This is a genomic window from Candidatus Manganitrophaceae bacterium, assembly GCA_012960925.1.
Classification (GTDB): Bacteria; Nitrospirota; Nitrospiria; order SBBL01; family JAADHI01; genus DUAG01.
The window spans coordinates 1-26,736 of record DUAG01000019.1; the positions used below are offsets into that span (position 1 = coordinate 1).

General features: G+C 50.6%; 26 protein-coding genes and 1 pseudogene. 19 read left to right on the top strand and 8 right to left on the bottom strand.

The features are described 5' to 3' along the window. Positions 1-339: 339 nt before the first annotated feature. From EYQ01_02575 to EYQ01_02585, 3 genes are read right to left on the bottom strand one after another with little or no spacing between them, the layout of a single operon-like run. A complete protein-coding gene (locus tag EYQ01_02575; protein HIE64700.1) occupies positions 340-1,023 on the bottom strand; it encodes a DUF3386 family protein in 684 nt (227 codons plus the stop codon). Positions 1,024-1,078: 55 nt separating this feature from the next. Then, positions 1,079-2,350, bottom strand: coding sequence for an ATP-grasp domain-containing protein (locus EYQ01_02580; GenBank protein HIE64701.1), 1,272 nt, complete (start codon positions 2,348-2,350; stop codon positions 1,079-1,081). A 14-nt stretch (positions 2,351-2,364) separates the two neighbouring features. After that, positions 2,365-2,982 carry an iron-sulfur cluster assembly accessory protein gene (locus tag EYQ01_02585; GenBank protein ID HIE64702.1) on the bottom strand — a complete coding sequence of 206 codons (618 nt, stop codon included), beginning with the start codon at positions 2,980-2,982 and terminating at the stop codon, positions 2,365-2,367. A gap of 192 nt (positions 2,983-3,174) precedes the next feature. On the opposite strand from EYQ01_02585, the gene ribD reads away from it, so the two are divergent. From ribD to EYQ01_02600, 3 genes are all read left to right on the top strand, one after another. Continuing rightward, a complete protein-coding gene (gene ribD, locus EYQ01_02590) occupies positions 3,175-4,317 on the top strand; it encodes a bifunctional diaminohydroxyphosphoribosylaminopyrimidine deaminase/5-amino-6-(5-phosphoribosylamino)uracil reductase RibD (GenBank protein ID HIE64703.1) in 1,143 nt (380 codons plus the stop codon). Between the two features lie 59 nt (positions 4,318-4,376). Further along, on the top strand, positions 4,377-5,666 hold the full coding sequence (locus EYQ01_02595) for a hypothetical protein (protein ID HIE64704.1): 1,290 nt from the start codon (positions 4,377-4,379) through the stop codon (positions 5,664-5,666). A 72-nt stretch (positions 5,667-5,738) separates the two neighbouring features. Next, a complete protein-coding gene (locus EYQ01_02600) occupies positions 5,739-6,329 on the top strand; it encodes a riboflavin synthase (GenBank protein HIE64705.1) in 591 nt (196 codons plus the stop codon). A gap of 22 nt (positions 6,330-6,351) precedes the next feature. On the opposite strand, the gene EYQ01_02605 is transcribed toward EYQ01_02600, so the two are convergent. Next, positions 6,352-7,104, bottom strand: coding sequence for a Stp1/IreP family PP2C-type Ser/Thr phosphatase (locus tag EYQ01_02605; protein HIE64706.1), 753 nt, complete (start codon positions 7,102-7,104; stop codon positions 6,352-6,354). A gap of 373 nt (positions 7,105-7,477) precedes the next feature. On the opposite strand from EYQ01_02605, the gene EYQ01_02610 reads away from it, so the two are divergent. The 4 genes from EYQ01_02610 to EYQ01_02625 all read left to right on the top strand — a co-directional run bounded on the left by EYQ01_02610 (position 7,478) and on the right by EYQ01_02625 (position 11,440). Further along, positions 7,478-8,653: a hypothetical protein gene (locus EYQ01_02610; GenBank protein ID HIE64707.1), complete on the top strand. Its 1,176-nt coding sequence runs from the start codon at positions 7,478-7,480 to the stop codon at positions 8,651-8,653. A gap of 20 nt (positions 8,654-8,673) precedes the next feature. Beyond that, positions 8,674-9,831: a hypothetical protein gene (locus EYQ01_02615; GenBank protein HIE64708.1), complete on the top strand. Its 1,158-nt coding sequence runs from the start codon at positions 8,674-8,676 to the stop codon at positions 9,829-9,831. A gap of 82 nt (positions 9,832-9,913) precedes the next feature. Further along, positions 9,914-10,195: a hypothetical protein gene (locus tag EYQ01_02620; GenBank protein HIE64709.1), complete on the top strand. Its 282-nt coding sequence runs from the start codon at positions 9,914-9,916 to the stop codon at positions 10,193-10,195. 12 nt (positions 10,196-10,207) lie between these two features. After that, positions 10,208-11,440 (top strand): tetratricopeptide repeat protein, encoded by a 1,233-nt coding sequence (locus tag EYQ01_02625; GenBank protein HIE64710.1) that lies wholly within the window; start codon positions 10,208-10,210, stop codon positions 11,438-11,440. Between the two features lie 68 nt (positions 11,441-11,508). Here EYQ01_02625 and dat read toward each other — a convergent pair whose 3' ends face one another. Beyond that, positions 11,509-12,354 carry a D-amino-acid transaminase gene (gene dat, locus EYQ01_02630; GenBank protein HIE64711.1) on the bottom strand — a complete coding sequence of 282 codons (846 nt, stop codon included), beginning with the start codon at positions 12,352-12,354 and terminating at the stop codon, positions 11,509-11,511. 35 nt (positions 12,355-12,389) lie between these two features. Further along, complete coding sequence (locus EYQ01_02635) at positions 12,390-13,025, bottom strand: class I SAM-dependent methyltransferase (protein HIE64712.1); 636 nt, start codon at positions 13,023-13,025, stop codon at positions 12,390-12,392. A gap of 326 nt (positions 13,026-13,351) precedes the next feature. On the opposite strand from EYQ01_02635, the gene rlmN reads away from it, so the two are divergent. After that, a complete protein-coding gene (rlmN, locus tag EYQ01_02640; GenBank protein ID HIE64713.1) occupies positions 13,352-14,410 on the top strand; it encodes a 23S rRNA (adenine(2503)-C(2))-methyltransferase RlmN in 1,059 nt (352 codons plus the stop codon). Here the strand turns inward: rlmN and EYQ01_02645 are convergent. Then, the gene (locus EYQ01_02645; GenBank protein ID HIE64714.1) at positions 14,407-15,012 is read right to left on the bottom strand and encodes a hypothetical protein; all 606 of its coding nucleotides are present in this window, start codon (positions 15,010-15,012) and stop codon (positions 14,407-14,409) included. The genes rlmN and EYQ01_02645 overlap by 4 nt on opposite strands. A gap of 327 nt (positions 15,013-15,339) precedes the next feature. On the opposite strand from EYQ01_02645, the gene EYQ01_02650 reads away from it, so the two are divergent. The 10 genes from EYQ01_02650 to EYQ01_02695 all read left to right on the top strand — a co-directional run bounded on the left by EYQ01_02650 (position 15,340) and on the right by EYQ01_02695 (position 25,328). Beyond that, on the top strand, positions 15,340-15,612 hold the full coding sequence (locus EYQ01_02650; GenBank protein HIE64715.1) for a hypothetical protein: 273 nt from the start codon (positions 15,340-15,342) through the stop codon (positions 15,610-15,612). A gap of 333 nt (positions 15,613-15,945) precedes the next feature. After that, positions 15,946-18,630, top strand: a complete 2,685-nt coding sequence (locus EYQ01_02655) for a universal stress protein UspA (protein ID HIE64716.1) — start codon at positions 15,946-15,948, stop codon at positions 18,628-18,630. Between the two features lie 64 nt (positions 18,631-18,694). Beyond that, positions 18,695-20,080, top strand: coding sequence for a radical SAM protein (locus EYQ01_02660; protein HIE64717.1), 1,386 nt, complete (start codon positions 18,695-18,697; stop codon positions 20,078-20,080). 69 nt (positions 20,081-20,149) lie between these two features. Further along, entirely contained in the window at positions 20,150-21,142 is a 993-nt protein-coding gene (locus EYQ01_02665) for a hypothetical protein (protein HIE64718.1), read from the top strand. A 15-nt stretch (positions 21,143-21,157) separates the two neighbouring features. Further along, entirely contained in the window at positions 21,158-21,619 is a 462-nt protein-coding gene (locus EYQ01_02670) for a hypothetical protein (protein HIE64719.1), read from the top strand. Further along, positions 21,607-22,275: a CPBP family intramembrane metalloprotease gene (locus EYQ01_02675; GenBank protein HIE64720.1), complete on the top strand. Its 669-nt coding sequence runs from the start codon at positions 21,607-21,609 to the stop codon at positions 22,273-22,275. Before EYQ01_02670 ends, EYQ01_02675 begins: the two co-directional genes overlap by 13 nt. Beyond that, positions 22,268-22,855 (top strand): hypothetical protein, encoded by a 588-nt coding sequence (locus tag EYQ01_02680; protein ID HIE64721.1) that lies wholly within the window; start codon positions 22,268-22,270, stop codon positions 22,853-22,855. The genes EYQ01_02675 and EYQ01_02680 overlap by 8 nt, the downstream gene beginning before the upstream one ends. Positions 22,856-22,939: 84 nt before the next feature. Continuing rightward, positions 22,940-23,302, top strand: coding sequence for a PilZ domain-containing protein (locus EYQ01_02685; GenBank protein ID HIE64722.1), 363 nt, complete (start codon positions 22,940-22,942; stop codon positions 23,300-23,302). After that, positions 23,299-23,757, top strand: coding sequence for a hypothetical protein (locus EYQ01_02690; protein HIE64723.1), 459 nt, complete (start codon positions 23,299-23,301; stop codon positions 23,755-23,757). The genes EYQ01_02685 and EYQ01_02690 overlap by 4 nt, the downstream gene beginning before the upstream one ends. Positions 23,758-23,795: 38 nt before the next feature. Beyond that, positions 23,796-25,328, top strand: coding sequence for an ATP-binding protein (locus tag EYQ01_02695; GenBank protein HIE64724.1), 1,533 nt, complete (start codon positions 23,796-23,798; stop codon positions 25,326-25,328). A gap of 149 nt (positions 25,329-25,477) precedes the next feature. Here EYQ01_02695 and EYQ01_02700 read toward each other — a convergent pair. Continuing rightward, positions 25,478-25,633, bottom strand: a pseudogene (locus tag EYQ01_02700) (IS256 family transposase). Positions 25,634-26,298: 665 nt separating this feature from the next. Here EYQ01_02700 and EYQ01_02705 point away from each other — a divergent pair. After that, on the top strand, positions 26,299-26,718 hold the full coding sequence (locus EYQ01_02705; protein ID HIE64725.1) for a hypothetical protein: 420 nt from the start codon (positions 26,299-26,301) through the stop codon (positions 26,716-26,718). Positions 26,719-26,736: the final 18 nt, after the last annotated feature.

The following is a 26,736-nucleotide window of genomic DNA, read 5'->3' on the forward strand; positions in this document are numbered from 1 at the left end:
CTGGCATTACAAGCCCTCCTCAAACAAGGGCTGACTCACCACGAGGCGGTTCACCGGATTGGGGGCCTTTGGGGAAACCTCTATTTTAAATCTGTGAGGGAGGGAAATACTCCCGATGAGTGGACCTATACAAAAGAACTCACGGCGATGATTAACGAATCAGAACAAGCCTCTTCGTAACGATCCGGCACACCCGTCTAAGCCTCCATGGCTGCGTTGCTGTGGTGCTCGAATCCTCATGCGTCTTCCTCCGATTAACACCCCTTACAACCGTTTAACCCGACCGAACCTCCTATTTGTTTGTAAAACCCCGCCTGGTCAGGGCGGGGTTCTTTTGTTTTATAACAACTGGTGGTTCTTGAATTCCAGGAATCGGACGACCACCTCTCCTTCATCGCATGAAATGATCCGTCGGGTTCCGGGAAGATAGGCCCCGCCCAGCTCAAAGGGCCGGTCGGTGAAGCATTCCGTATCGGTGAGCTTTCCGTCACCTGAGAAATAATAGACGGCATACTGGGTCGTGAGAGATTTTCCGTCTTTTGTCTCCATGGCTTCCTGGATATTAATCGTAAATTGAACATGCTTCATTTTTCGCTGGATCTGCTGAATCCGGTCATTCTTGATCCGGTAGCGTGAGTTCATCCCATCGCCGTGAATAATAATCTGACGTCCAAGGGGGTGCGTGTCTTCTTCCGCAAAGGTCAGGGTATATCTTCCATCGGACTCTTCAAAAGAGCGCGAGGCGCGATGCACCGCCATCATCCCGATCTGGTTTTTGGCCCACTTTTCAAGGTCCTCTTTATCGGAAGGGACCTCAAGGCTGACCTCGACCTCTTTCGGTGATTTTATTTTGACCTTGCCCTTATATTCGGTCCCATTATCATTGACGATCAGGTCTGCGCTAAATCCGGGGAAATCATCTCCCCAACGGGAGGTCTTCTCAAAGGCCTGCCGCAGAAGGGCCTTTGCCGCCGGGTCATCCTGAACATCTGTTTCTGTTTTTGTACGTTCGTAAAGCTCCATGATGTTCCTCCTGTTTAATGTTATATTTTCGTCGGATTATAGGGGCAATCCTTTCTCAAGGCAAGGCCTGAGAAGGGGACATAATATCAAACTGTAACTTCTGATGCGCTTCGCGCAAGGCGGCTTCGACCTGGTTCGGCGTTTCCCCCAAAGCAAAGATGAAGCCCAAATAGCTTCTTCCTTCGGGCAGGGGGATGACGTTTTGTCCCAGGAGAAGGGTGATCGTGATTTCTTCGATACCCTGAACCTTCTTTGCCGCCTCAAGTCCGTAAACCTCTTTTAGAACCCCGGCTTTCGGAACGGGGATCATCATCACGCCTGTGGCCACTTCCCGGCGTTTGAGGGACTGAATCGGCATAAGCAAGGCCTGTCGGAGGATGATCTCTTCCAAGGAAAGCCCTGTGCCGAAGCGCAGTGTCCGGGAACAGAGTCCTCCGATGGATCGGGCGGCGATTTCGATAATTGCGGGGCCTTTGTCGTTCACACGGATCTCTGCATGAATCGGCCCCTCACTCAGGCCAAGCGCTTTGCATCCTTTTTGAGTACAGGCGATAATCTCTTCCTGAATCTCAGGCGGGAGGCGGGAGGGGGTAATGTAGATCGTCTCCTCAAAAAAAGGACCGGTCAGGGGATCGGGTTTGTCGAAGAGGGCCAGGCAGGAGAGTTGCTTATTCCGGAGCAAACCCTCCAGGGCGACTTCTACACCGGGAATATATTCTTCGATCAGGATCTTTTCTGCGGCCGCGCCCCCTTGTTTTTTGACTTGCGGGTCTTTTAAAAACTTTTTGAGAAAGAGGAAGGCCTGGATCAGTTCTTTTCGATTATCTGCCCGGATCACTCCCCGGCTGGCAGAGAGAAAAGTGGGTTTCAAGACCAGCGGAAAATCGATCTCAGGCGCGAGTTCTTCCGGATCTGTTTCAATAGAATAGATCTGAAAAGAGGGTGTGGGGACGTTGTGGGACAGGAGGCATTTTCGGAGCGCTTCCTTGTCTTTTGCCATCGCGGTTGCAGCAATAGGATTGTGCGGGAGAGAAAGCGCGCCTGAAATCATGGAGGCCAGAACAGTCGCATCCTCATCGGCGGAGACGACCGCCTGAAAGGGGTATTTTTTAGAAAAAAGGACTGCCTTTTCGAGGGATCGTTCCAGGTCAGGAAAGTCGAGGGTGAGCATTCTTCCGGGGACGATCCCTTCCAGGGTTTGTCGTTTGTCACAAGCCGTAATGATTTCGACACCGATCTCTGCGGCGGCCTTCAGGAAGTCCGCCGCCCGATAGGAACGGCTCGGAATGAGGAGGAGGAGACGGTCCATTACCTTCCTGAAGGGCATTTTCCGGTCGCGGGCTATTTCCCCGGTGTGAAGTAGGGGTTTTCCCCCCCTGCGTGATCAGTAACGTCCAGAACTTCCTGGATTTCCGGGATGGCCTTCTTGATGGCAACGACCACGCCTTGTTTTAAAGTGACATCGGCCATGCCGCATCCCTGGCAGCCGCCGCCGAGCTGGATATAGGCAATGTTCTCTTTGACGTCGACCAGGCTGATCATTCCGCCATGGGAGGCGATGGCAGGATTGATCTCCTCGTCGAGTACCTTCTGGACTGCTTTGGCTTCGGGAGAAGTAAGATTCGCCGGGGTATCCGGAAGGGTTGTTTCAGGCATAACAACCTTGGGGTTGTCTACCTTGAACCCGGTCTTATCCAGATTATTGATGAAATCTACCTTTACATCCTCGAGGAAGGAGGCATTCTTCGATTCCATATAGATCTGGATGCCTGCGGCATCGACCGAGACGTCTCCGGCCTCTTCCTTCCCTTCTTCGACAAAAGAGAGGGCATATTCCACGTTCGGAAGAATCCCTTTTGTCGTCAGCCGTACCCCTTTGATCTTTTTCTGGAATTGGGTCGCCTGATCTTTTACCAGGGTGTCGATTCTCTTTCTTGCGATGTCAGTGACCTGAATCATGTCTGAAGATCTCCTTCCCCTTTGGACAGATACGTGCCGTAATTGGCGTGTACGGGTGATGATTGCCCCGTGTCCCACTTACTTTATGATCCGAGAACATATAGTAACATGGGTTCGCGGATGGGGTCAATTTCGATGGAGTGACACTTTAGGAGATTGACATCCCTGCCCCCCGTTTATATAGTGATATATATGTTACAGAGGCAGGATCTTGTCTATATCAAACAGGCTCTAGGCCTCGCGCGGCGGGGCTATGGAAAGGCCTCTCCGAATCCGATGGTTGGCGCGGTTCTTGTGCTGAAAGGTGTCGTTGTCGGAAAAGGGGTCCATGCGGGTCCGGGGAAGCCGCATGCCGAGGTTCTGGCGCTGGCCCAGGCGGGGAGGCATTCCTTAGGCGCGACGCTCTATACCAATCTGGAGCCCTGCTGTCATACCCAAAAAAGGACTCCGCCTTGTACCAAGGCAATTATTCAGAGCGGTGTTCGGAGGGTGGTGGCCTCAATGTCCGATCCCAATCCCCTTGTCCTTGGAAAGGGCTTTTTGACCCTTCGTGAATCCGGTATTGAAGTCAGCGAAGGCCTGATGCGCCTAGAGGCCGAGCGGCTCAATGCGGCTTTTATCAAGTACATGACCACGCAAAAACCGCTGGTCATCCTAAAAGCGGCGATGACGCTTGATGGGCGGATTGCGACGGGAAAAGGAGAGTCGCGTTGGATTACGGGTGAGGCGGCACGGAAGGAAGTGCATCGCCTCAGAGCAGGTGTGGATGCGGTGATGATTGGGGTCGGAACGCTTCTGGCAGATGACCCGATGTTGACCGTGCATGCTCAGCGTGCCAGGAATCCCTTGCGCGTTGTGATTGACCCTTCTTTAAAAACGCCCTTGAAATCCAGGGTGCTGACTTCTCTCAAGGAGGCCGAAACACTTTTGTTGACCACATCCGCTGCCCCGGTGAAAAAGGTGGATAAACTCAGAGCGATGGGAGTTGGTATTCTCTCCCTTCCTTTAAAAAAGGGAGAGATTCCCTTCAAGTTGATCTTGAAGGCCCTGGGGAAAAGGGGGATCACGAGTGTTCTTGTCGAGGGAGGAGGCCGAGTCAACGGGATTGCCCTTCGTTCTGGAGAGGTTGATCGGCTTGTCTTCTATGTTGCACCCAAACTATTGTGCGGAGGGGATGCCGGAGCCGTGGTTTCCGGACGGTCCATCCCGCGCCTCTCTGACGCGATCGAACTGGATCATTTTAAGATAGGCCGGGTAGGAGAGGATCTAAGGATAGAAGCTGATATTAAAAAAGGGCTGCGACCGCAGGAACAGGGCCCGGGAGGGAAAAGTTGAGGCATTCGTTGAGTCATTCAGTGGCAAAAATCAGAAGGATGTTTTTGGCCGTTTTTGGGGTGGTTATGATCTGGGGTCTGTTGTCTGGATCATTGCTTTATGCCGGAGAGGCCGGGCGGTCGGACGCGGTCCATCAGGACGAGCATATGAATCTGCTGGTGCAGCAGTTTATGCTCTCTCAGGATGCGCAACAGTCTGACCGTCTGTTGAAAGAGATCAAGGAGACGGAAGGGGTCACGGTTGAAAAACTGGAGAACTTGATTGAAAATGGGGTGCTGTATCCACCTGATCCCGCAGTGGGCTCACTTCACCGTTCGGTCCGCATTGGCGGGAGGAAAATGGGCTATGCCCTCTATGTTCCGGAGAATTATGACCCGGCGCAGGCCTACCCCCTGATCGTCTGCCTGCATGGTGCCGGTTTTATGGGAGATTCCTACCTGGACCGCTGGAAGACGCGGCTGGGGGAGAAATCCATTCTTGTTTGTCCGACCCTTCAGATGGGTCCCTGGTGGTCGCCGCTGGGAGAGAAACTTGTTCTGGCTGTGATGAATGCCGTCCAGGCAAAATATCATGTGGATCCAAACCGGATTTCTCTGACCGGTATGTCCAACGGAGCGATCGGGACCTATCTGATCGGTATCTTTAATGCCTCCCGGTTTTCAGCCATTTCTCCGATGGCGGGTGGCATTCCGGAGGAAATCTTTCCTTTTCTAAAGAACCTGATTTCAACCGGTATCTATATCATTCATGGTTCGAAGGATCAGGTCATGCCGGTCGCTCTTTCAAGAGATGTCAGCAACTACCTGAAAAAAGAGAAGATTTCTTATATCTATCGGGAGCATGACCGGGAGCATCCGGTTGCCGGAGGGCACTTCTTCCCGCGCGAAGAACTTCCTGCCCTCGTGACCTGGTTCCAGAAACAGCTTCGAAATCCCTATCCCAAACACGTTGTTTCTGTTCGGGATCGTGTTCATCTGGAACCCTTCTACTGGACAGAGATCGATGAGACGATTGGAAAGGTTGCCGATGTTCAAGAGTCGATCTTAACGAACGCAGAGGTGGAACTGGTCCGGAAAGGGTTATTCTCGACCCTGACCGCCCATGTGGAAAACAATCGTGTTGAGGTACAAAGCAATCGCGTGCACCGCTATACCCTTTTTTTTAACAGACACCTCATTGATTTCTCAAAACCGGTCGTTGTGATCAGCAATGGGAAGAAGCGTTTTGAGGGGATGCTCTCAGAGGATATCCATTTTTTGCTGAATGAGGCAAAACGCCGTAAAGACCGCGGGGCCTACTATACCGCCGGGCTCACGATTGACTTGTCTGAAACGGAGTCGTCCCCTTAGGGTCTGTCCCAAAATAACATGCGTGATTGGCCGGAGACAATTTTTGAGCGAGACAAGGAGCGAAGAGAGACCGTGTTTTCAGGAATCATAGAAGAAATGGGGTCAGTCCATCAGCTTACCCGAAGCGGTCAGGCGATCCGAATGATCATTAGCGCGGCGAAAGTGACGGAAGGACTCTCGGAAGGAGAGAGCATTGCCGTGAACGGGGCTTGCCTGACGGCACTTGATATTCAGCCGGACCATTTTGCAGTCGATATTTCTCCGGAAACCGCTCGTGTCACCAATCTGGGAGCCTTGAAGGCCGGAGAGGCCGTCAACCTGGAACGGGCAATGAGATTAAGCGATCGCTTGAACGGTCATCTGGTTTCCGGCCATATCGATGGGATCGGTCTTATTTGTGCGAAAAGAGATGAGGAAAATGCAGTGATCCTGTCGGTTGAAGCCCCCGCTGAAATTCTAAGGCATACAATCCAGAAAGGGTCGATTACCATTGATGGCGTCAGCATGACGGTCAATGGTTTGACCGAGCGCACATTGACGGTTTCAATGATTCCTCATACGGCAAGAGTCACGACCCTGGGAAAAAAGGGCGTGGGCACCTCTGTGAACCTGGAGAGCGATCTCATCGGAAAGTATGTCGAAAAACTGTTAGGGACTCCTTAGTCCCGGTTGGCCCATTTTCTCATCAGGCGTAACGGAGGAGGATGGCGGTAATGTTGTCTTCCCCTCCATTTTTTTTTGCGCGTTCAACGAGTGCCATCCCTCCCTTTTTCAGGTCATCTGCAGCTTCCGTTAAGATTGTATGGATATCCTGCGGCGTCAATTTATTGCTCAGCCCATCCGAGCAAAGGATAAAGAGGTCTCCGGGCTCAGGAACCCGCCGGAGGGTTTCGACCTTAACCTCCGCATTGGTTCCGAGGGCGCGGCTCAGGACATGTTTGAGCGGATGGGTTTCTGCTGCTTCAGGCGAGAGGAGGCCTTGTTGAACATAGTGATTTACAAGTGAATGGTCCTGTGTGAGCTGCTCAATCCGACCTTTGTTCTGGAGATAGACGCGACTGTCTCCGACAAAACCAATAATCAATTCAGTCGGGTCGGCCAGAAGTGCGACTATGGTTGTTCCCATTCCTTTACAAGAGCTATCCTGTGAGGCAGCCTTGTAAATGGACTGGTTCGCACTGGAGATGGCCTGGGACATGAGGGCTTCTCTTGAGGGCTTGGTCGACGCGTCATTCATGTTGTGGGCACTTCCCTGCTGATTTGTGAAAAACGCTTTCATCTCAGCAGTGGCCATGTTACTTGCGATTTCACCGGCGGCGTGCCCTCCCATCCCGTCCGCGACGACATAGAGGTTGAATTCAGGGAATAAGCCAAGGCTGTCTTCGTTGGAGAGACGGACACATCCCACATCCGTAATCCCGGCTGAGGTTGTTTTCATGATGTTCAGAGATCCCCCTTAACGAAAGGTTGCCTTGACCAGATGGGCCTTAATTCCTAAAGGAGAAGGGCTGGCAGACTCCTAAGCAAAAGCATACATTTAATTCTATAAGATATCCGCTGTTTTGTCCATAATCTTGATTTATTTCACGAAACAGCGTATTTACCAAGCCCATAAAATGCAAAATAACGGTAACGATTTAGCATGTTTTGATTTGGCTTCGCGAGACCCATTCTTTCAGGGCAAGGCGTGAGGAGCATGGAGCCATAGCGTCTGTGGCACTGAGAGGATATTTTGCCAACGAAACGCTACCGAACGCAGCAATCAGAGGGAAAGGATGGGAGTGCATAATCGTTACATGAAAGTGAGGGGTATGTCTCGAAAAGTTTCCATGAAGTGGGGGGTCTTTCTGGTCCTCTTTTTCCTGTTTTCGGCTTGCACCCCGAAGGATGATCCGCCTTTGCCGGCGGAGGAAGTGGAGGAGCACTTTTCTCCGGAATCTCTGGTGCGCTTCGGCAAAAATATCATTTTCGGAACAGATCAGCCGGTCTTGAATTCATCTGGGAGGCTTCCGGTCGGGAAGGGACAGTGCGCCTTCTGTCATCTGTTTGTCGCAAACCAGAAAACGGACCGATGCCCCGATTTAAGAAATGTAGAAGCGAGATCTCATCAACGACCGAAAGAGGATCGGTATCGGTCCTTCGTCCGGGAATATGCCGATTCTGGAGAGCCAAAGACCGGGATAAGGCCTCATGCCGTGTCTGGAGGAGAGTATCTTATCGAATCACTCTACTGTCCAAGCTGCTATATGCCGGAGGGTCTGGGTGAAAAAGGGGCCGTCGGTATGAAAAGTCCCATGCCGATTATTACCAACCCGCCTATGGCATTAAGCGATTATGAGATTGTTTCTGTTGTGGCCTACCTTCAGGAAAAGGACACCCCGGGAGATTATACTCAAGTGACGGCAAAGCAGGATTGGGAGCACTACTTCGGAAAGGCGCTCCCTCCACCGGAGGAAGAACCCGCCGGTTTTCCCGGGAATGAGGAGGCGCTTAAAAGGACCGCACTGGTGATGGACACGCCAGATGTGATGATCGAAAAAATGGGTTGTTTTGTCTGTCATAAGATTCCGAGCGTCTCGATTGCCAGAATAGGTGTGATTGGGCCCTTGCTGATATTAAAAACCACTGCCCAAAAACGGATCGCGTCTCCAGAATATCAGGAGGCGGTACGCGCCGGGAAGGCGAAGGCGACCACTCCGAAAGAGTATGTACTGGAGTCGATTATGCATCCCGGCGCTTTTGTGGTAGAGGGTTTTTCGGATGGGATGCCGACGGACTATCCCAAGAAATTTACGGTTGGTGCCTTGGAAAAGCTCGTTGACTTTCTCTTAACCCTTGACGAAGAACTTGCGATGAAAGAGGAACGTGAGCGATTTGGAGAGGAGGAATTGGAAGAGGAAGAGGAGAGGGATGAAAGAACCGGGTCACCCCGTGGTGCGAAAGAGGAAAGAGATGAAAGGGCGGGATCACTCCCGGGTCGTCAATGATCTTATTTGGAAGGAGTCATGTGGAATATTGGTCACTTTTATTCAAAAAAAGAAAAGCCGGGTTTGTTCTTTTTTTTACCTTTTGCACCCTCTTCTGTCTTGCATACGTTCCGGGAGCGATTGCGGATGATCCCGGGTTGAGGTTTTCACTTCGAGGCCTTGAGATCGAGATCGGCGGGGAGTTCGAACTGGAGATCGTTGATTCGGAGGCCGACGGCAGAATCCTTGTCGATAAGCAAGAACCCAATCCCTTTCCGAGAATGTCGATTGATAAGTTCGTTATCACCCCGCGCATTCATCTGGAGGCGGGGATTCTCTTGAAGGCCGACCTCGAAGTCGGCACAAATGGAAAAATAAAGCTGGATGAGGCCTGGGTAAAGATCCCCGGGCTTCCGTTTAATTCCTGGGTAACAATTGGCCTGGACGATCTTTTCATGAAGCCGGGTCGGAAAACAGAGTCCTATCCAATTGTCGGCCATGCCTTCTGGCAGGATGAAGACCTCGGCCTTTTTTTTGGAGGAGAGGGCAAAGAATTCTATTGGCGATTTTCTATCACCAACGGGAGGCGGCTGAAGGACCGCCGGATCTCAGAAGATGAGGTCTTCCCGATCGTGACGGATGACGACGACAATGAGGAAAAGAACAGCAACAAACAGGTCGGATTCGGGGTGGGAATCGACCATGCCTTCAAAGAAGGACACACGATTAATCTTCTTCCTTTCTACTATCGGTCCAGGCTGAGTGACGGCGATATCACCTACTTGCAGGGGATTACGAGTTATCCGACGGGAGATCTTCAGAATCGTCAAGAGAGGGTCGGACTCAATCTGGACTATCGCTTAAGGGATTTTGCCTTCTTCGGTCAATACATCAAGGGAAAAGACGGGGCGATGGATCGAGACGGCTGGTATGTCCAGCCTTCCTACAAATATTCCCTTGGATACAATCGGCTCACTGCTGTAGTATTTCTCCTCCGTTATGAAGACTACAATGTCGATCTGACAAAGAATCCGACCGATTCACGCACCTGGGATCGTCAGGCGACTACAGTGGCGCTCATTGCCAGTATCGTCAAAGGAGTCAAGGTTAAAACGGAATACTATTTCAATGATGAGAAGACGGGCGGCCCGGATGTCGACAATAATGAGTTGTTGGTCCAGCTTGAGATCAAATTCTGAGCTTTACCTGGATAAATTTACATCTTGATTGGAGGAAACGGATTCGTTATAATCGGGCGAATCTGAGGGGGAGCGGCTCGGCATGGTCTATGAGATTCACCATTTGGAAGGTTTTGATCCATTATTAAGGATGTATAGCCGGAATGTGACCGTTGAAGTTGATGAGAACGGCTATACGGGGCGTTTCGGCTATGAAGGTCTGAAAGTCCAGTCAAGCGAGTATCCCACTGTCGAAGAGGTCCTGGAGGATATTATCAGGAAACTTCAAAAGAAAGGATTCACCGAGCTTCGCTCCCGGGTCAATTTTCGTGATGACCGCTACTTGGCCGAGCGAGAACCCTGGATTGATTACAAGGCCTCGTAAGAACGGTCTGCAATGTTTACCTTGTCGCCGCCTGCTTGCCCCCCCCCTTTCCTCAAAATGAAGAGATCAGGAACTAAGTTTAATTTTTTTATCGGCCTCCTTGCAGGTTTTTTTCTTGTTGTCGGCGTGTTTTGGGTGCAACCTTCCTCTGCTGCAACCTTTGCGGCGGAACGGTTTGAAGAATCAAGTCCTGATCCTCAGACGGAACTTGTCCGTCTGAGGATCGCTGCCCTCAAGCTTAAACTTCGTCTTGCCAGTGAGAAAAAAAGGGATGTTTCTCCCCTCTCCTCTCTTTTCAAGTTATACGATAGAAACAGGTTTAAAGGGGTTGTTGAGGAGATCCGGGCTTTCCCCGAAGAGGAAAGAAGCGCTGCTATTTTCCTTGTCTACGGGAACAGTCTTTTTTTTCTTGGAAAAAAAGAAGGGGCCGTGGCGGCCTATCAACAGGCCTACCGCCGCGCAAAGAACTCCGGTGAAAAAGCGGCGGCCATGGCAAACTTTGGTCTCGTTCTATCAACAAAAGGCGCGTGGGAACAAGCCATCGACTGGTTGACGCGTGCTCTGGAAATTGACCGTACAACCGACAATTGGCTGGGACAAGGCACGGCCCTTTCCCTTCTGGGTGACTTGTACTATCAGACAGGCGATAGAATAAAGGGCGCTGCCGCCCATATTGAGGCCCTGGAAATCGCGGAGACCATTCCGATCCCCTGGCTGGAGGCGCGTCAGTTGACTCTGCTGGCCAATCTCTACATTCTCGACCACACCCTCGATATCGCACAGAAATATCACAGCAAGGCGCTCGTTCTCTACCGGAAGCTCGATGACCCGCTTGGGGAAGCCCTCTCCCTGGACGGCCTCAGCGTGATAGGTAAGGATCAAAAACGCTTTGATCCCGCCTTGAGGTCCCAGTCAAGAGCCCTGGACATCTATAAACGCCTGGGTGATCGTCTCTCTCAGGCCAAAGCCCTCATCAACCTAGCCTTAATTTACCGGGAACAAGGCGCGTTTCAAAAGGCGTTGGGAAGGGCCGGGGAGGCGCTTGAGATCCGGGAGGTTCTGGGGGATACAAACGGAATGGCCCATACGGAAGGGACCATCGGGACCATCTATGAGAAGAAGGGGGATTTGGCTGAGGCTGTTCGCCACATGGAAAGCGCGATGGCGCTTTTTAGAAAAACCGGTGCGTCCCAACAGATCCATGCGGTGGAGCTTCAGATTCAGAGGCTTCGTGACCAGATGTGAAAAGGGTAGTGTAACGATCCAGCACCCCCTCTTTTCTCCTATTTGTGTATTGGGTTTTAAATCACCTGTTAGACGCGAAGGATTTCTTCCTGGAAGGCCTCATACAAAATCTTGGTGATCCGTCCTGGTTGGCCTGACTCGACGATTTTTCCGTCGAGCCGGGTGACCGGCAGGACTTCGATTGTGGTTCCTGACAGGAATATTTCATCGGCGGTCGCGAGACGGCGAAGCGTTAAGGTTTTCTCCTGCATGCGGAGTCCTTGCTTCTTCACGAGTTGAATCACCATGCTCTTTGTAATTCCGGAGAGGATGTGGAGGCCATCGGGAGGAGTGATCACGCTTCGTCCAAAGACTGCAAAGAGATTGCTCCCCGCGCCCTCCATGACCTTCCCCTCACGAACAAAAATGGCTTCCATGGCATCCGACTTCAATGCGCGTTCCCGTGCCAGGACGTTGGGGAGCAGGTTCAGGGACTTCACATAGCAGCGGGCCCATCGGGTGTCCGTCACGGTGACAATAGAGACTCCATCGCGCCGCATCTTGTGGGATGGAGTCTTGCATTTCCGAAAGGTCATGACGACGGTGGGTCTTACTCGCTTCGGAAAGCGATGGTTTCGCGGGGCCATACCCCGGGTGATCTGAATATAGACCTGCGTCTCGCTGAACTGGGTTTTTTGACATCCGGACCGGATGATTTTTTCCATCTCACTGAATGAATATGGGATGGCGATCCCGATTGCATCTGCACTGATCTTGAGGCGAGCGAGATGGGCCTCAACGCGGAAGGGTTGCTTGTGATAGGTCCGAATGACCTCATAGACCCCATCTCCAAACTGGAAACCGCGGTCTTCAATAGAGATTGTCGCAGCGGAAAGGGGAGACCACTTTCCATTCACAAAAGCAATGTTGGCCATTTATTGTACCTTTGCTCTTTCGAGTACGGAGGCGTTCATTTTTTCTGCATCCAGACGTGGAAAAAAGCATAAAGCGCCTGTTGTTCTTCTTCGATGTGGAGCTGTCTGAACGACTTTCCAAAGATCGATCGAAAGCTGCCTTTTTTGAAGAAGCGGTCATAGTGCCCTTTGTGAACCAGCCAGTCCCTTTTCCTTTTTTCATTCGGGTGATGTTTAAATCGGATGGAAAAACAGGAGAGGAGAAAGTACCCGCCGGGTTTCAGGAGGGAGAGGACGGTTTTGAGATAGAATGCCGTATCCCCTTTACGAACGTGATGAAAACAGCCGTAGTCGATCAAGAGGTCAAAGCTGTTTGGAGTAAGGGGGAGACGGAAGAGATCTCCTTGGATCCAATGAAGACGAGAGCGGCTCTTTTGGCATAAACGGCTTGCGCGCGCGAGGGCCTGGGCCTGGTAATCCAGGCCGATAGTCTGATAGCCGGCACTCGCAAAAAGGGCGGCGTGTCTCCCTTCCCCGCATCCCAGATCCAGGACGCGGCCTGTTTTTTTCTCTTTTTTAAATTGTTTTAAAAACCGGACGACAGGTTCTGAGGGTCCTTCAACCGGCCAGCCATGGTCCCCGGTCCGGTAGGCTTCTTCAAAGTATTTCTTCTGTGACGGATAGATTCCCATAATAATTGAGACAAGTTATCATATTCCGAATGGGGCTTCAAGGAGTAGGGGCGTCCGAATTGTGACACTCTTCCATAGGGTCGCAGGTAAGGCCCTAATTCCGCGATTGCGGAATTAGAAACCGCCGATGGCTGGCGCGAGACCCATTCGCCTGATGTTATCGGCCAACGGACGCCTCACCGTACGGGTGAGTACGCTTCGGTTGTCCTTATGGCCTCTGGCCTTGTCTTTCAGGCGACTTGACGGTTTGCCCCAAGATCAATCGCTGATCTTGGGGCAGGGCCATCGCTTGCGTGGATGGAAATCGGTGTGCTAAGTTTAGCCCTATGAAAAAGACTAATCTTCTTGCGTTGGGTTTCCAGGAGGTCGAGGCCTTCGTTGCCCGGCTTGGGTGGAAGCGCTACCGAGCGAAACAGATCCTGGCATGGATTTATGAGCGGCACGCGGCCGGTTTTGAAGAGATGACGGATCTTTCGAAGGAAGATCGCCTTCTTCTCGATTCGCGGGCAGAACTCAGCCATCTGGAGATTGTAACCCGGCTCAGGTCCGTCGATGGAACAGAAAAATTTCTTTTTCGGCTGAAAGATGGTCGGGAGATCGAATCAGTCCTGATTCCGGATGAGGAGCGCCTGACCATCTGTATCTCTTCGCAGGCCGGATGTACATTGGACTGCACCTTCTGCCTCACGGCACAAGAGGGTCTGAAAAGAAACCTCAAGGCCGATGAGATTGTGAATCAGGTGCTGACCATTCAGAGCCTTCTCCCTGAAGGAAAACGGGTGACCAATATTGTCTTGATGGGGATGGGAGAACCGCTTGCGAATCTTCCGCAGGTGACAGAGGCCGTCATCAAGATGATCTCGCCCATCGGGCTGGGCCTTTCCCCCCGTCGGGTGACGATATCGACGGCGGGGCTCGTGCCCCAGATTCTCGCGCTGTGGAAGGGGCCGGTACCGGTCAACCTATCTATCTCATTAAACGCAACCACCAACGTGCTCAGGGATCAGATCATGCCGAAGATCAACCGGCTTTATCCTCTTGAAAAACTGATGTCCGTCTGCAGATCTTTCCCGCTTCCATCACGACGGCGCATCACCTTTGAATATGTCCTTTTCTCCGGAATCAATGATTCGCTCGAAGATGCAGGGCGGCTGATTCAACTGACAAAAGGCATCAGATGCAAGATCAATCTGATCCCCTATAACCCTTATCCCGGTTCACCCTACCGCCGGACGCCCGATGATCAGATGCTGAAGTTCCAGAATCTTCTCCTCAAGGCCCGCCTGACAACGACCATCCGAAAAAGCCGGGGGGGAGATATTCTGGCCGCTTGCGGCCAACTGAGCGGCCTCTCCCAAGATCGATTACGGATGACACCGGATTAATCATATTCATCCGATTCGCCAAATCCGTGTCTTTTTCCTTTTCGGCTGTGAGGGCCTTTTCCGGAACGCCCATGACGACCGGACATGCCCTGACGTCTCCCTCTCATCTGGTGAGCGATCCCAATCATGAATTTTTTGAATTGATCTTTAGACAAGAATCCTTTTGCTTTTGCTAGGGAGCGGACCCGAATCATGACGAGGGCCGTTGCCACGGCCTCCTTTGCCTTCACCCTTTTCTCAATATCGGACAAAACAAACTTGTCATCAGAGAGCGCCTCTTCCAACTCAATTCGGGCGATCTTAAGATGCGCATTTTTCAGGATCACGTCCTTGCGGTAGTCGCGAAACAGATCGCGCATCTTCCGGGTCTGTGTGTCGTCAAGGTGGAGTGATTCTTTCATTCCTTGAATGGAGAAAGGAGAGTGTCTTTTTCCCCGCTCGCTCGTTCCCCCTCTAAAGCGCCGGTGGGCGTCTTCCACCCTTTCTCCTGATCCCTCTCTCCCTGGATGCGGACTCCTTTCTTGGGACAAAACTACCGTATTTGTTGAAAAAAAGAACGCAATCAAGAACAGAACTGGCATGTAAAACTTCCATTTTTTCATCGCTTCCCTCCCCCTTGTTTATTGTTACTTCCTACACCCTATCACAACTATAGACAAAAAGGGCGAGGCGCTCAACTTGACCTGGAGTTACCCTTGAATTTAATCCCTAATTCCGAGATTTCGGAATTAGAAACCGCCGATTCGCCTAAAATTACTGCGTTATCGGCCAGCGGACTTCTCACCGTACAGGTGAGTACGCCTCGCTCGCCCTTATGGTCTCTGGCCTTGTCTTTCAGGCGACTTATGCGCTTTCCCCCAAGATTCAATCTCCGATCTTGGGTTAATAGAGTTTGACATGACCTATTTTTAATCATATGATACGGCCCCATGTCTGACCACCTTGAAAAACGGATAGACCGACTTGAATCGGAAGTCCTTCAGTTAAAGGATCAGTTCCAGGGCCTCCAGTCGGAGGTTAATCTTTTCCTTAAGCGGTATCTTACTGCCTGTCCTGTCTGTAAAAAGGAGTTCGACCTCCTGGTCAACCACTACAGCATCGGCCTCTTTGATAATCTTGTCTATGTGAAATGCCCCCATTGCAATAAATCAATGCCCGTGATTGATACAGAAGGGGGAGGCGTAGGGGTTGTTTCGGAGTAGATCCTCGGGAACCCGAATGTGCGATTGCAGTTTGAACGCCCATAGCGAGCGCCTTAAAAACAAAGTCGTTTCTCCCATCCACCTGATTAGACAATGTTATTTTCTTATTTTTGGGTTGTGCCGTTTAGTATTCAGAAAGGGTCTCTGACCTCGTCTTCATCGGAAAACGGGTAAGTTTTCCAGGTTCCGATGCGGGTCCCGGAAATGAAAAAAATGTTGTCTTTAGAGAGGAGGGATGGTATAATTCGAAGAATTTTTATTAGTTTTCAGGCAGTTTGCTCCTTACATTGAGCGAGAGATCGGTCTTAATTAAGTTTAAGGGGGGATTCAATAATGTATAAATCAATTTATATCCCGGTGGACAATTCAGATTATGCGAATACGGCGATTGATATTGGGATTATGCTGGCGAAACAGTTCGGATCAAAAGTCGTCGGAAGTCACGCGTACGCAGCAAAGCTGCATGATAAGCGGTTTAAGCAGATGGAAGCGGGGCTTCCCGAGGAATACCATGATGAAAATGAACTTGAACGTCAGCGGAAGATTCATGATTCTCTGATCACGCGCGGCCTGGAGATCATCACAGATTCCTATCTTGACATCATCGATAAAAAAGCGAGTGAGAGCAATGTCCCAATGGAGCGCAGGTCTCTGGAAGGGAAAAACTACAAGGTCCTTGTTGAAGATATTGTGAAAAATGGTTACGACCTGGTTATCCTCGGCGCACTCGGTGTCGGTGCCGTAAAAGAAAGTATGATCGGCAGTGTCACGGAGCGAACAATCCGCCGCGTCCGAAAGTCCGACATCTTCGTTGTTAAGGAGACCGAGCCGCCCGTTCTGGGAAAAATGGGGAAGATTGTTGTTGCCGTGGATGGAAGTCATCACTCCTTTGGTGGTTTCAAGACCGCGTTGGGGCTGGCCAAGGCCTACGACCTTGAGATGGTTGTCGTTTCCGCGTTTGACCCCTATTATCATTATGCTGTTTTTAATTCGATCGCCGGGGTATTGAACGAAGAAGCCGGAAAGGTCTTCCGCTTTAAAGAGCAGGAGAAGCTTCATGAGGATGTCATCGACTCCGGGCTTGCGAAGATTTACCAATCTCACCTGGAGGTCTGTCTGACTGTGGCGGAGACCGAGGGAGTAAAGATCAAGACGGCATTGTTGGATGGTAAGCCCTTTGAAAAGGTCATTCAATACGTCAGGAAGGAGCGTCCATGGCTCTTGGTCGTCGGTCGTGTGGGTGTGCACTCTGATGAAGAGATGGATGTGGGGAGCAACGCTGAAAACCTTATCCGGATGGCGCCTTGTAATGTCCTGGTTTCAAATAAAACATTTATTCCTCCGATTGATGCCATTGCCGAATATACCGTGGCCTGGACCGAAGAGGCGGCCAAGCGAATGGAAAAGGTTCCGATCTTCGCGCGCGGGGTTGCCAAAACAGCCGTTTATCGCTATGCCATTGAAAAGGGCTTTACCATTATCAGCAATTCGGTCGTGGACGCCGCAATGGGAGATATTCTTCCGAAGTCGTCGATTGACGCGATGAAACGGCTGGGGAAAGAGCTTGATGAGAAGGGGATTGACCGGAATAAGATGACCGCATCCGACAGTGTGGCCCAGACGCTTGGCACCGGGAGTGGGATGGCTGGAATGATGGTGGATATCGTCCAAGATCGCGATGCGGAACGGGCGGCCAGTTATGATAAAAAGGCGAAGCTCGATTTTCATATTTGCGGCGGCTGCGGGTATACGGCAAAGGGTGAAAAGCCGGTAAAATGTCCGATCTGCAACGCCGATGGTGAGATTTTTCAGTTTCTCGACAAGTCGCTCTTTACCGCCGCGGCCAAGGCTGAAGGTGAGTTGAGTAAGGAAGTCGGCTACGATGGCGTTCCCTTGAGCTGGACCGAAGATGCGAAAAATATTCTGCGGAAGGTCCCGGCCGGGTTTGAGCGTCGGCGCGCCAAGGCCAAGGTTGAAAAGACGGCACGCAAGATGGGCCTGCAGACCCTGACGAAAGAGTTTGTTGTTCGAATAATTGAAGCCGGCGAGGGAGACGAAGACGTCGAAATGAGTTCAAAAACGATTGTGGCTTCACAGGCGAAGGCGGTCGCAGAGGAAAAGGAAGAAAGCGTGAAGGCGGCTCCCGTTCCCAAATTTTCCTATAGCCCTGAAGCCCAGGAGCGTGTTGATCGGGTCCCCGTCGGATTCATGCGGGACGCGACGCGACAGCATATCGAGAATCATGCTTTTTCCAATTCGATTGATCATATCACCCTGGAGGTTGCTGAGGCCGGGATTAAGAAGGCGACCGAAGAGATGGAAGCGGTGATGTCAGGCGCAGCGAGCCTTGATGACATCAGGGAGCGTCTTGCCTCTATGGCGACAGGGGCGACGACCCCTCCGGAAGAAACCTTCCACTTTTGCGGGCTTTGCGGCCATGTGGTCGCACAGGTTCCGGAGCAATGTCCTGTCTGTGAGGCGAAGAAATTGCGGTTTGTCCTCATGGAAGAGGCCATTGACTATTTCATCTGTCTGATCTGCAGCCAGGTGGTGAATCAGAAAATCCCGGATCACTGTGCCCTCTGTGGAGGCGGTGGAGAATATTACAAGAAAATGGAACGGAAAGAATCGGGTATCGAAAAGGCCTTTGCGTCGATTACATGGACAGATGAAGCGAAGGCCCGGATGAACGAAATTCCAGAAGGGTTTATGCGGGAGATGACCTCCTGGAGAATAGAGGCCGATGCGCGCAAAAAAGGGATTCGGAAAATTGATCCCGCCGTCATCAATGCGAAGTATGAACATTGGAGCCGTGCTTCGAGAAAAGTTGAGCGGCATCTTCCCTGGGATGATGATGCCGAACGCCGGATGGCTCTTATTCCCTCCTTTGTTCGGGGGACAGTCGTCAGCGAAATTGAATCTTATGCGGATGAAAAAGGATTCAAGCGTGTGAGCGCTGAAATTCTAAATCAGGTTACCGAACGCTGGGCCGAGGCGATGCGTTCCCAGGGGTTTTAACCTCTGGTCTTGAATGGTCGTGTGTGGCATTTTTGGAAAACCCTTTTAAGGGCTGAATAGTTCAATGGCATATCAAGCATATTCTGTTTCATGGAATCTCACCCAACGCTGCAACCTGTTTTGTACGCACTGCTATATGAGTGCGTTTCCGAATGCCGATATTTCACAGGACCTTACGACGAAAGAATGTTTTAAGGTGATGGATGGCATCGAGAAGGTGAATCCGAATGTCTTTTTGATTCTCACCGGTGGCGAGCCGCTTGTTCGAAAAGATATCTTCGATATTGCCGCCTATGGCTCAGACAAGGGCTTTACCTGTGTTCTCGGGACAAACGGGGTTTTAATTGGTCGTACTGAGGCGAGGAAGATGCGTGAAAGCGGTCTTCAAGGTGCCTCGATCAGTCTTGACTCTGTTGATCCGAAGAAACATGATGAATTCCGCGGTCTGGCCCATTCCTGGAAGAATGCCATTCGCGGCATGGAGTTTCTCCAGGGCGAAGGGCTCGACTTTTCGATACATATGAGCGTGATGTCCTGGAATGTCTCTGAGATTCCCAAGATGATCGAGTTGTCCAAAAAAGTCGGGGCCAAGGTTCTCAATTTCTTTTTTCTGATTCAGACCGGTCGAGGCGAAAACCTGATCGATATCCAGCCCAGTCAGTATCGTGAGATCCTAACCTATCTGGCGCGCGCACAGGGTGTCGGGCCGAAAGAGGTGACCAACGGAGGCGGATTGCTCGGGCAATTTGATGATCCCTGGACCTCTCCTGCGGGGGAGAGTTATGGTTTAATCCTTCGCGCAAAATGTGCACCCCACTTCAGGAAAATCATTTACGAACTCGATCCGGATTCGCCTTTGTTAAAGAATTACTCCCAGGGAAGCTGCCCTGCCGGTAAATATTATTGCCGGATTACTCCTGAAGGGGACATCACCCCCTGCCCTTATATGCCCGTGAGCGCAGGAAACCTCCGGGAAAAATCATTTGATGAAATCTGGAACACTTCGCCGGTTTTGAATGATCTGAGGGACCCCCAACTCGGGGGACGTTGCGGTGATTGTGAGTTTTCTGAGATGTGTGGCGGCTGTCGTTGCCGGGCTTATGCGGCCACTGGAGATTATCTGGCAGAAGATCCCGCCTGTGACTATCAGCCGGGCCAGTACGGGGGGAAGAAAATTCAATTGACCGCCGATCAGACCTTCGGTCTGGAGGTCAAATTTACGATGGATTGGAGTGTGGCTTCCAAGGAACGTTTGAAAGGACTTCCATCCTTTGCCCGGGGAATGGTGGCCCGGGGCGTGGAACGTTATGCCGCAGAGAACAATATTACCCTGATTACACCGGAAGTTATGCAGATCGTGCGGGAGAAAGCGGAGGCCAAGCGCGGTCGAAGCTTTAGTTTTACCGAATTCAGCCGAAGCGTCCCCGTAAAAACCCCTGGAGACAATTGACGTCTTTTCTTGCGTCGGAGAATTCTCGCCGTTCTACGGTGAGGATCTTCAAAATAATTGAGGTTATGTATGGGAAAGAAAGATCAAGAAGGTAATACAGTCACCTGGACGCCTGAGGCGGAGGCGCGTCTGAAGAAAGCCCCTTTTTTTCTGAGAGGGATGGTCCGAAAACTTTCCGAGAAGAAGGCGGCAGAGAAGGGGATCACGCTGATTACCGAAGAGGTTCTGGCAAAGTTCAAAGATAAAATGATGAATCCCATGGCAGGTGCAGGTGTGGGTGCTTCCCATGCGGAAGCAGGGGTTGAAACGAAAGCCCTGGCCTGGACCCGTGAGGCAACGGAGCGGCTTGAAACCGTTCCGGAATTTATGAGAGGAATGATCCGGAAAATCGCGGAAGAGGTTGCTCTCGAGCGGGGTCATCTTGAGGTGGATCTTGAGCTTCTTGAAAAAGCGGAGGCCTTGGGAGATGAGAAAAAAGAAGAATCTTTCCCTGAGATTCCATGGACCGACGCGGCAAAGGTACGACTGGGACAAAAAATTGCAGATTCGCCGGAGATGGCCCGTGAGTTTGTCCAGGGCATGTTGAAGAACGATGCAGAAGATCTGGCAAGGGAATTGGGCCTGGAACGCATTGACATGGCTGCACTGACACAGATATGGGATGCCCCGAAGAGTGATGTGGTCTGGTCGGAGGAAGCGCATAAACGCCTGATGACCTCACCTGATTTTGTCCGCAGCGGTATTAAGAAGGCTGCGGAACGCCGCGCGCGAAAAATGGGAATCACCGAGATTACTTCAGAACTTCTGACGACATATCGCAATGAGGCCATGATGAAGGCTATGAAACGTATTCGCGCCTTTGGCTACAGAGAAATGACCTTTGATGCCTTTGAAGACGCAAAAGGAAAGATTCGCCGGCTTAAAGAGAATCCCGAAGCGGAAAAGCGATTGGACGATATCAAGTCCTACATGGGAAAGCGGGGAACGGTCGGTCTGATTGATGAAGAAATGCTCGACAAAATGAAAGATTACCTGAAGGACCCCTCCAAAAAGAAAATGTAAAGGGATAAGGCGTTTATGAAACTTTTCGCTGTTTTCAATCATTGGCTGCACCTCTTCTGCGTGGTCCTCTGGCTTGGGGGTGCTGGCTTTCAGGTCTTTATCATGGCGCCTCTTCTTGCTGCAAAAGATGTCTCGAATGAGGTCTACGTCAAGATCTCAAAGCGCTACCAGCGGATGGTGATTCTGCTTCTTTTCATCTTAATGATTACGGGCGGAATAAATTTTGGGGTCAGGCGGGCCGGAATCGATGAAATTCCTCCAGGCTATATCTCGGCATTGGGGGTTAAGGTATTTCTTGTTTGTGCGATGGCGGCAATCCCCCTCTTCCAACTTGTTCGCTCACGGGATGACGAAGAAATCAAAAGGGATGAAACAAGCAACGGGAATCTTCCCGGTTATACTTTTACAAAAGTTACCTTGATCGTTGGGGTTGTGGTCATCTTTATTGCGGCAATGCTGCGGCAGTGGAAATTCTAGGAATAGTTGAGAAAAGGGCGTTCTGGCCCCTTTTTTTTCCATTTTTCTCGACGGGTTTTTATTATATCTTCCTCTTCCCTTCGTCTCGTCTTCACCATGTCTTTCTTCCCTTAATGGTTTCTATCGTTACCCTGGGTCTTTGGTTTAGCCGGAATTCGGAGAGGTCTGAGGACCTGTGTCTCCGTAAAAAGGGGGCGATTCGTGCGGTATTCCTTGGCATTGCCGGTGGCCTCGGACTGGGGCTTTTTAATCTCTTTGTGATCGTAAAACTCACACCGTGGCTCGGGTATTCCAATGAATTTCTTAGAGAAACCCCTCATGCCGATCTGTCTTTATGGATAATGTTTCCCTTTGGTATCCTCCTCATCAGTTTTCTCATTGAGATCCTCTTCCGGGGGTGGATTCTGGGGCGGTTTCTGAGCGTGTTCCGGTCGACGCGAGGAGGGTCCTGTTGGGCTGTTTTGTTGTCGGCGCTTTATTTTTCTTTTGATCCCTTCATGGTCGTATATTTCAAGGGCTACCATTGGCTGGCGCTGACCGATGGGATTATATGGGGAGCACTCCTCCTCAAAACAGGAAACCTGTTCTCCTCAATCTCAGCACACACTGTTGAAGTCTGGATCGTCTATCTTGTTTTAAAGGTCTTCTATGCGTAATCTAAAAGATCCTGTTTACAAAATGGTTTTATTGTTTTCCCTTTTTTTTCTCTTGCTGAACTCGGCCCCTCTTTTTGCGATCCATGCCATTTTTGAAGAGGGCGAAGCCATTCAGCGCAAACATGGACCGGTCTCCCTGGGTATGGCCCTTGACCTTTTTCTAAAGACCGTTCACGGGAAGGAAGAACCGGTTGTAAAGGGACAGTTCAAACATGAGCGGCGCTACCGCATGGAGAGTGCTGCCTTCCGTTCAGAGGTCGACAGTGTTATTGCCGATTTTTATCGGGGTAAGTTGTATCGTGTTGAAATCAACTTCAGGCCCGTTGATAAGTCCTTATCTCCCATTCCAGAAATGACTCGGAAATCGACGCATCGTCACGGTCCTCCCCGGACCACTGCCTTGCCGGGAATTGACCTTTTTTTCTGGGATGATGGGAAGACGCGACTGATTCTTGAGGCAGATCATGATGAGACAACTCTGGAATATTCTCTGACCTATATTGATAATGACCTTTTTCATCATGCCAGCCGGGATCGGGTTCAAATTGAGACCGATGGTAATTCAACATATAAAAATTAAGTGGTTTACTGTCAAGCGTCTCAATCCCCCCTCCTGAGAGGTTGTGATTGTTAATCTTAACCGGATATGCTATAAGCACAGGCTATGGATAAGAGACAACATTATCGTGTTCCGTTTACTGGAAAGGCAAAGGTATCGACTGAAACCCGTTCTGTCGAGGTGACGATCAGCAACATGAGCCTTGGCGGTCTTCTTCTCCATGCAAAAAAGCGCTTCGACCTCGGGAAAGAATTAACGGTCAAGATTAGTGGGACGCATCGCGGGAAGTCATTTCGTGAAATTGTACTTGGAAAAATTGTCGTTACCCATCTCAGCCCCGACGGGAATGCTTACGGGTTACAGTTTTTAGACTATATCGACCAAGAGCAACAGCCCTCCCTTTATTCTTGGGTGAGCAGTCGTCAGAAAAAGGCCATCTCATCTTTTTTAAGAGAACCTTTGCCTTGAAGACGCAAAGCCCACCCAGTTGGTTTTTTATGAGGCGGGCTTCCTTCTCCCGTTCCTTCCTATTTCTCTTTGCGCTCACCCTTCTGTCTGCTTGTGTCCGGACAGGGACCCTCAAGACCTCTCTGGCCGGTTCACCCATTTCATATGACCAATCGTGGAAGGCCTCCCTGCGTACGGGGCTGATCCACTATGAACAGATCGCAATCGCAGATAAAGAAGGCGGATTCTTTCAGACCACCTGGAAAATTCATAAGGTGGGAATAATCATCGGAACGCCGGTGAGGAGAAGTCGGCTCATCGGTCATCTCACCAGGAAAAAACCTTTCCAGCTGAACCTGACCATGGAGCAGGAGGCCTTTACACTCGAGCTTGGCCAATGGGTCGCTGATCCGCCGGACGAAAAGCGTTTTTCAAAAATCATCCAGAGTGCGCACTCTCAGATGAGAACTCGATAGGGTTCACTCCACCTACACAGCCAAAAGGGTTTTGGAAGATGCTTTCAAAGGTTTTTAGCGCGGTGCTGCATGGGGTTGAGGCCCATCCCATTGATGTCGAGATTGACCTCAGCCAGGGTCTTCCCATTCTTTCAATCGTCGGTCTCCCTGATCTTGCGGTCAAGGAGAGCAGGGACCGGCTCCGTTCCGCCATCAAGAACACCGGATTTCACTTCCCTGTTAAGAAAATCACCATCAATCTGGCACCGGCCGATCTTAAAAAAGAGGGTTCATCCTTTGATCTTCCGATGGCCTTAGGCGTCTTGGCTGCAGAAGGGGTTGTCAAGGATCATTCCCTTCAGGACTATTTGATTGTCGGGGAACTTTCCCTGGATGGCCGTATCAAAGAGGTTAAAGGGGCGCTCCCTATCGCGATTCTCGCAAAGCGGCTTGGTAAGCAGGGTGTTATTCTTCCGACGAAGAATGGACCCGAGGCGGCCGTTGTCTCCGGAATAGATGTGATTGGTGTGGAGACGCTTCCCCAGGTGGTTGAGTATCTGAACCGGAAATTAGATCTGCAGCCGATCAAGACCGATATTGACCTTCTTTTTGCCCGGAAATCGGTCTATCAGGACGATTTTTCAGAGGTGCGGGGGCAGGCCCATGCGAAACGGGCGCTGGAGATTGCGGCGGCTGGAGGCCATAATATTCTCATGGTCGGGCCGCCCGGCTCTGGCAAGACGATGCTCGCAAAGCGCTTTCCCTCCATCCTCCCTGCAATCACTTTTGACGAATCACTTGAGGCGACACAGGTCCACAGTATCTTTGGCCTGCTCAGTAATGATCAACCTCTCCTGGTGACTCGTCCTTTCCGTTCCCCGCATCACACCATCTCCGACGCGGGTCTGATTGGCGGGGGGCAGATCCCGCGTCCCGGAGAGGTGAGTCTCGCCCACAATGGGGTCCTGTTCTTGGATGAACTTCCTGAATTCAAACGGAATGTGCTGGAGGTTTTGCGTCAACCCCTCGAAGAGGGGAAAGTGACAATTTCGCGGGCAGCAGCCTCCCTGACCTATCCGGCCCGGTTCATGCTGGTTGCCGCGATGAACCCCTGTCCCTGCGGCTATTTTTCAGACCCGACCCGGAACTGCGTCTGCACACCGATGGCGATCCAGCGCTATCGGTCCAAGGTCTCCGGGCCGCTCCTCGATCGTATCGATCTCCATATTGAGGTTCCCGCCGTTCCGTTTAGAGACCTGACAATGGAGGCCCGGGATGAGAGTTCGGAGGCCATTCGTAAGAGAGTCCAGGTGGCAAGAGAATTCCAGATCGCCCGATACAAAAAAGAAGGGATACGCTGTAACGCGCAACTTCGGCAGAGGGAATTGAAAAAGTACTGCCAGATCGACGAAGCTTCAAAAAAACTGGTTGAGATGGCCATGGAACGATTGGGTCTGTCTGCACGGGCCTATAACCGGATCTTAAAGGTCAGTCGGTCGATCGCCGATCTGGAGCAGCGCGAACAGATCACAAAAGCAGATATCGCTGAAGCGGTACAGTACCGAAGCCTGGACCGCAAGCCCGCGTTGTGACCCTCCTTCCGCAATCGCGAAAGGACAAACCGCCGATTCGTCTGAAATACTGCGTTATCGGACATAAGGGTTCCTCAACGTACGAGTGAGTACGCCTCGTCGCCCTTATGACCTCGAGTTATTGTCAAATCTGGTGTATGAGATCTTCATTAAGCGGCGACCTGATCTGATTTGTTGATCTCAATTCCATTTTTAAATGGAACTCCTTCAATGACTTTGGCGAGGTAGTTAAATCCACGTAACTTGCGCCAGTTAAGCTCAGCACATTGGCTGAGTTTAAACATCATATGTAACATTTGTCCGTCTGAATGGATCGCTCCGGAAGGGAGCCATTTAGAACAACCGCAGCATAACCTTCCTCGGTTTGTTGTCCGGAATATTGATATAATGGCCTGCTCAATCAATTTTCGAGCGCCAGCTCTCAGTAAATCTCTGAACGGATCTGAAATATCTTCTCGATCTTTTAAAGAAATAACGGTATTCTTATTCATGGTGGCGTATCCTTTCGGTTATTTGTTTTCTTCGCAGATTGAAATCAACCAGATACGCCGCTTTTTTTCAAGTCCTCCATACACCACTTTCAGTTATAACTCATGATATGACCTCTGGTCTTGTCTTTCAGACGACTTGACGGTTTGTCCCAAGATCCAATCTCGGATCTTGGGTGGGATAGAGAATTTGAGATCGGGATGGCGAACTTTTGGAAGTCTCACCTTCATTGACTTGTCGTTACCGAACTTCAAAGAACATTGGGCCCGACTTCATCGTTAAAAGCTGTGACCGTAACGAAGGACATAGAATTGAGTATAGATGTCACCGAAATTCTGTGAAAGCAAGTACCCTGTAGCGAGTACTGCAGTGGTCCAGTGTGGTTGAAGTGGACTCAAGCTGGTGATATTTCATTTCTCGTAGGGTTAAGGGGGAAGCAGTATGAGTGACAATGCAATGAAAGGTCGACAGATTTACCCTTGTGGCTACAAGAAGAAAAAAGAGCTTAAGGACGAGATTCAGAAAAAAAATACAATATATTGCTGAGCGTAGTTTTACTGCGGAGGCCCACGAACGGGCCATTAACGAGATACAATCAGGTTTCCAAGAATTACAAATGAGAGAAAATCAGAGGATTTCCAAATCGTCATTCTGTGTCAGTATCATTTTATTGGTGGTAGCCATAGGGTCGTTATTTGTTGCCTATGGCGCATTATCCGTATCATCTGAAAATAGAAATACTAGCAAGCAATGGGAAGCACATCAGATAAAGTTGCTTGAAAAGATGGACGAGAATAATAGCCGAGGGAATGGCGACTTAATTATTGCAATTGGAAAAATGACCAAAGCTATAATTCATAATAAAAACTCTAAAGAAGAGATTCCCCAAAAAAAGAAATGAGAGAATGTCGAAAATCTC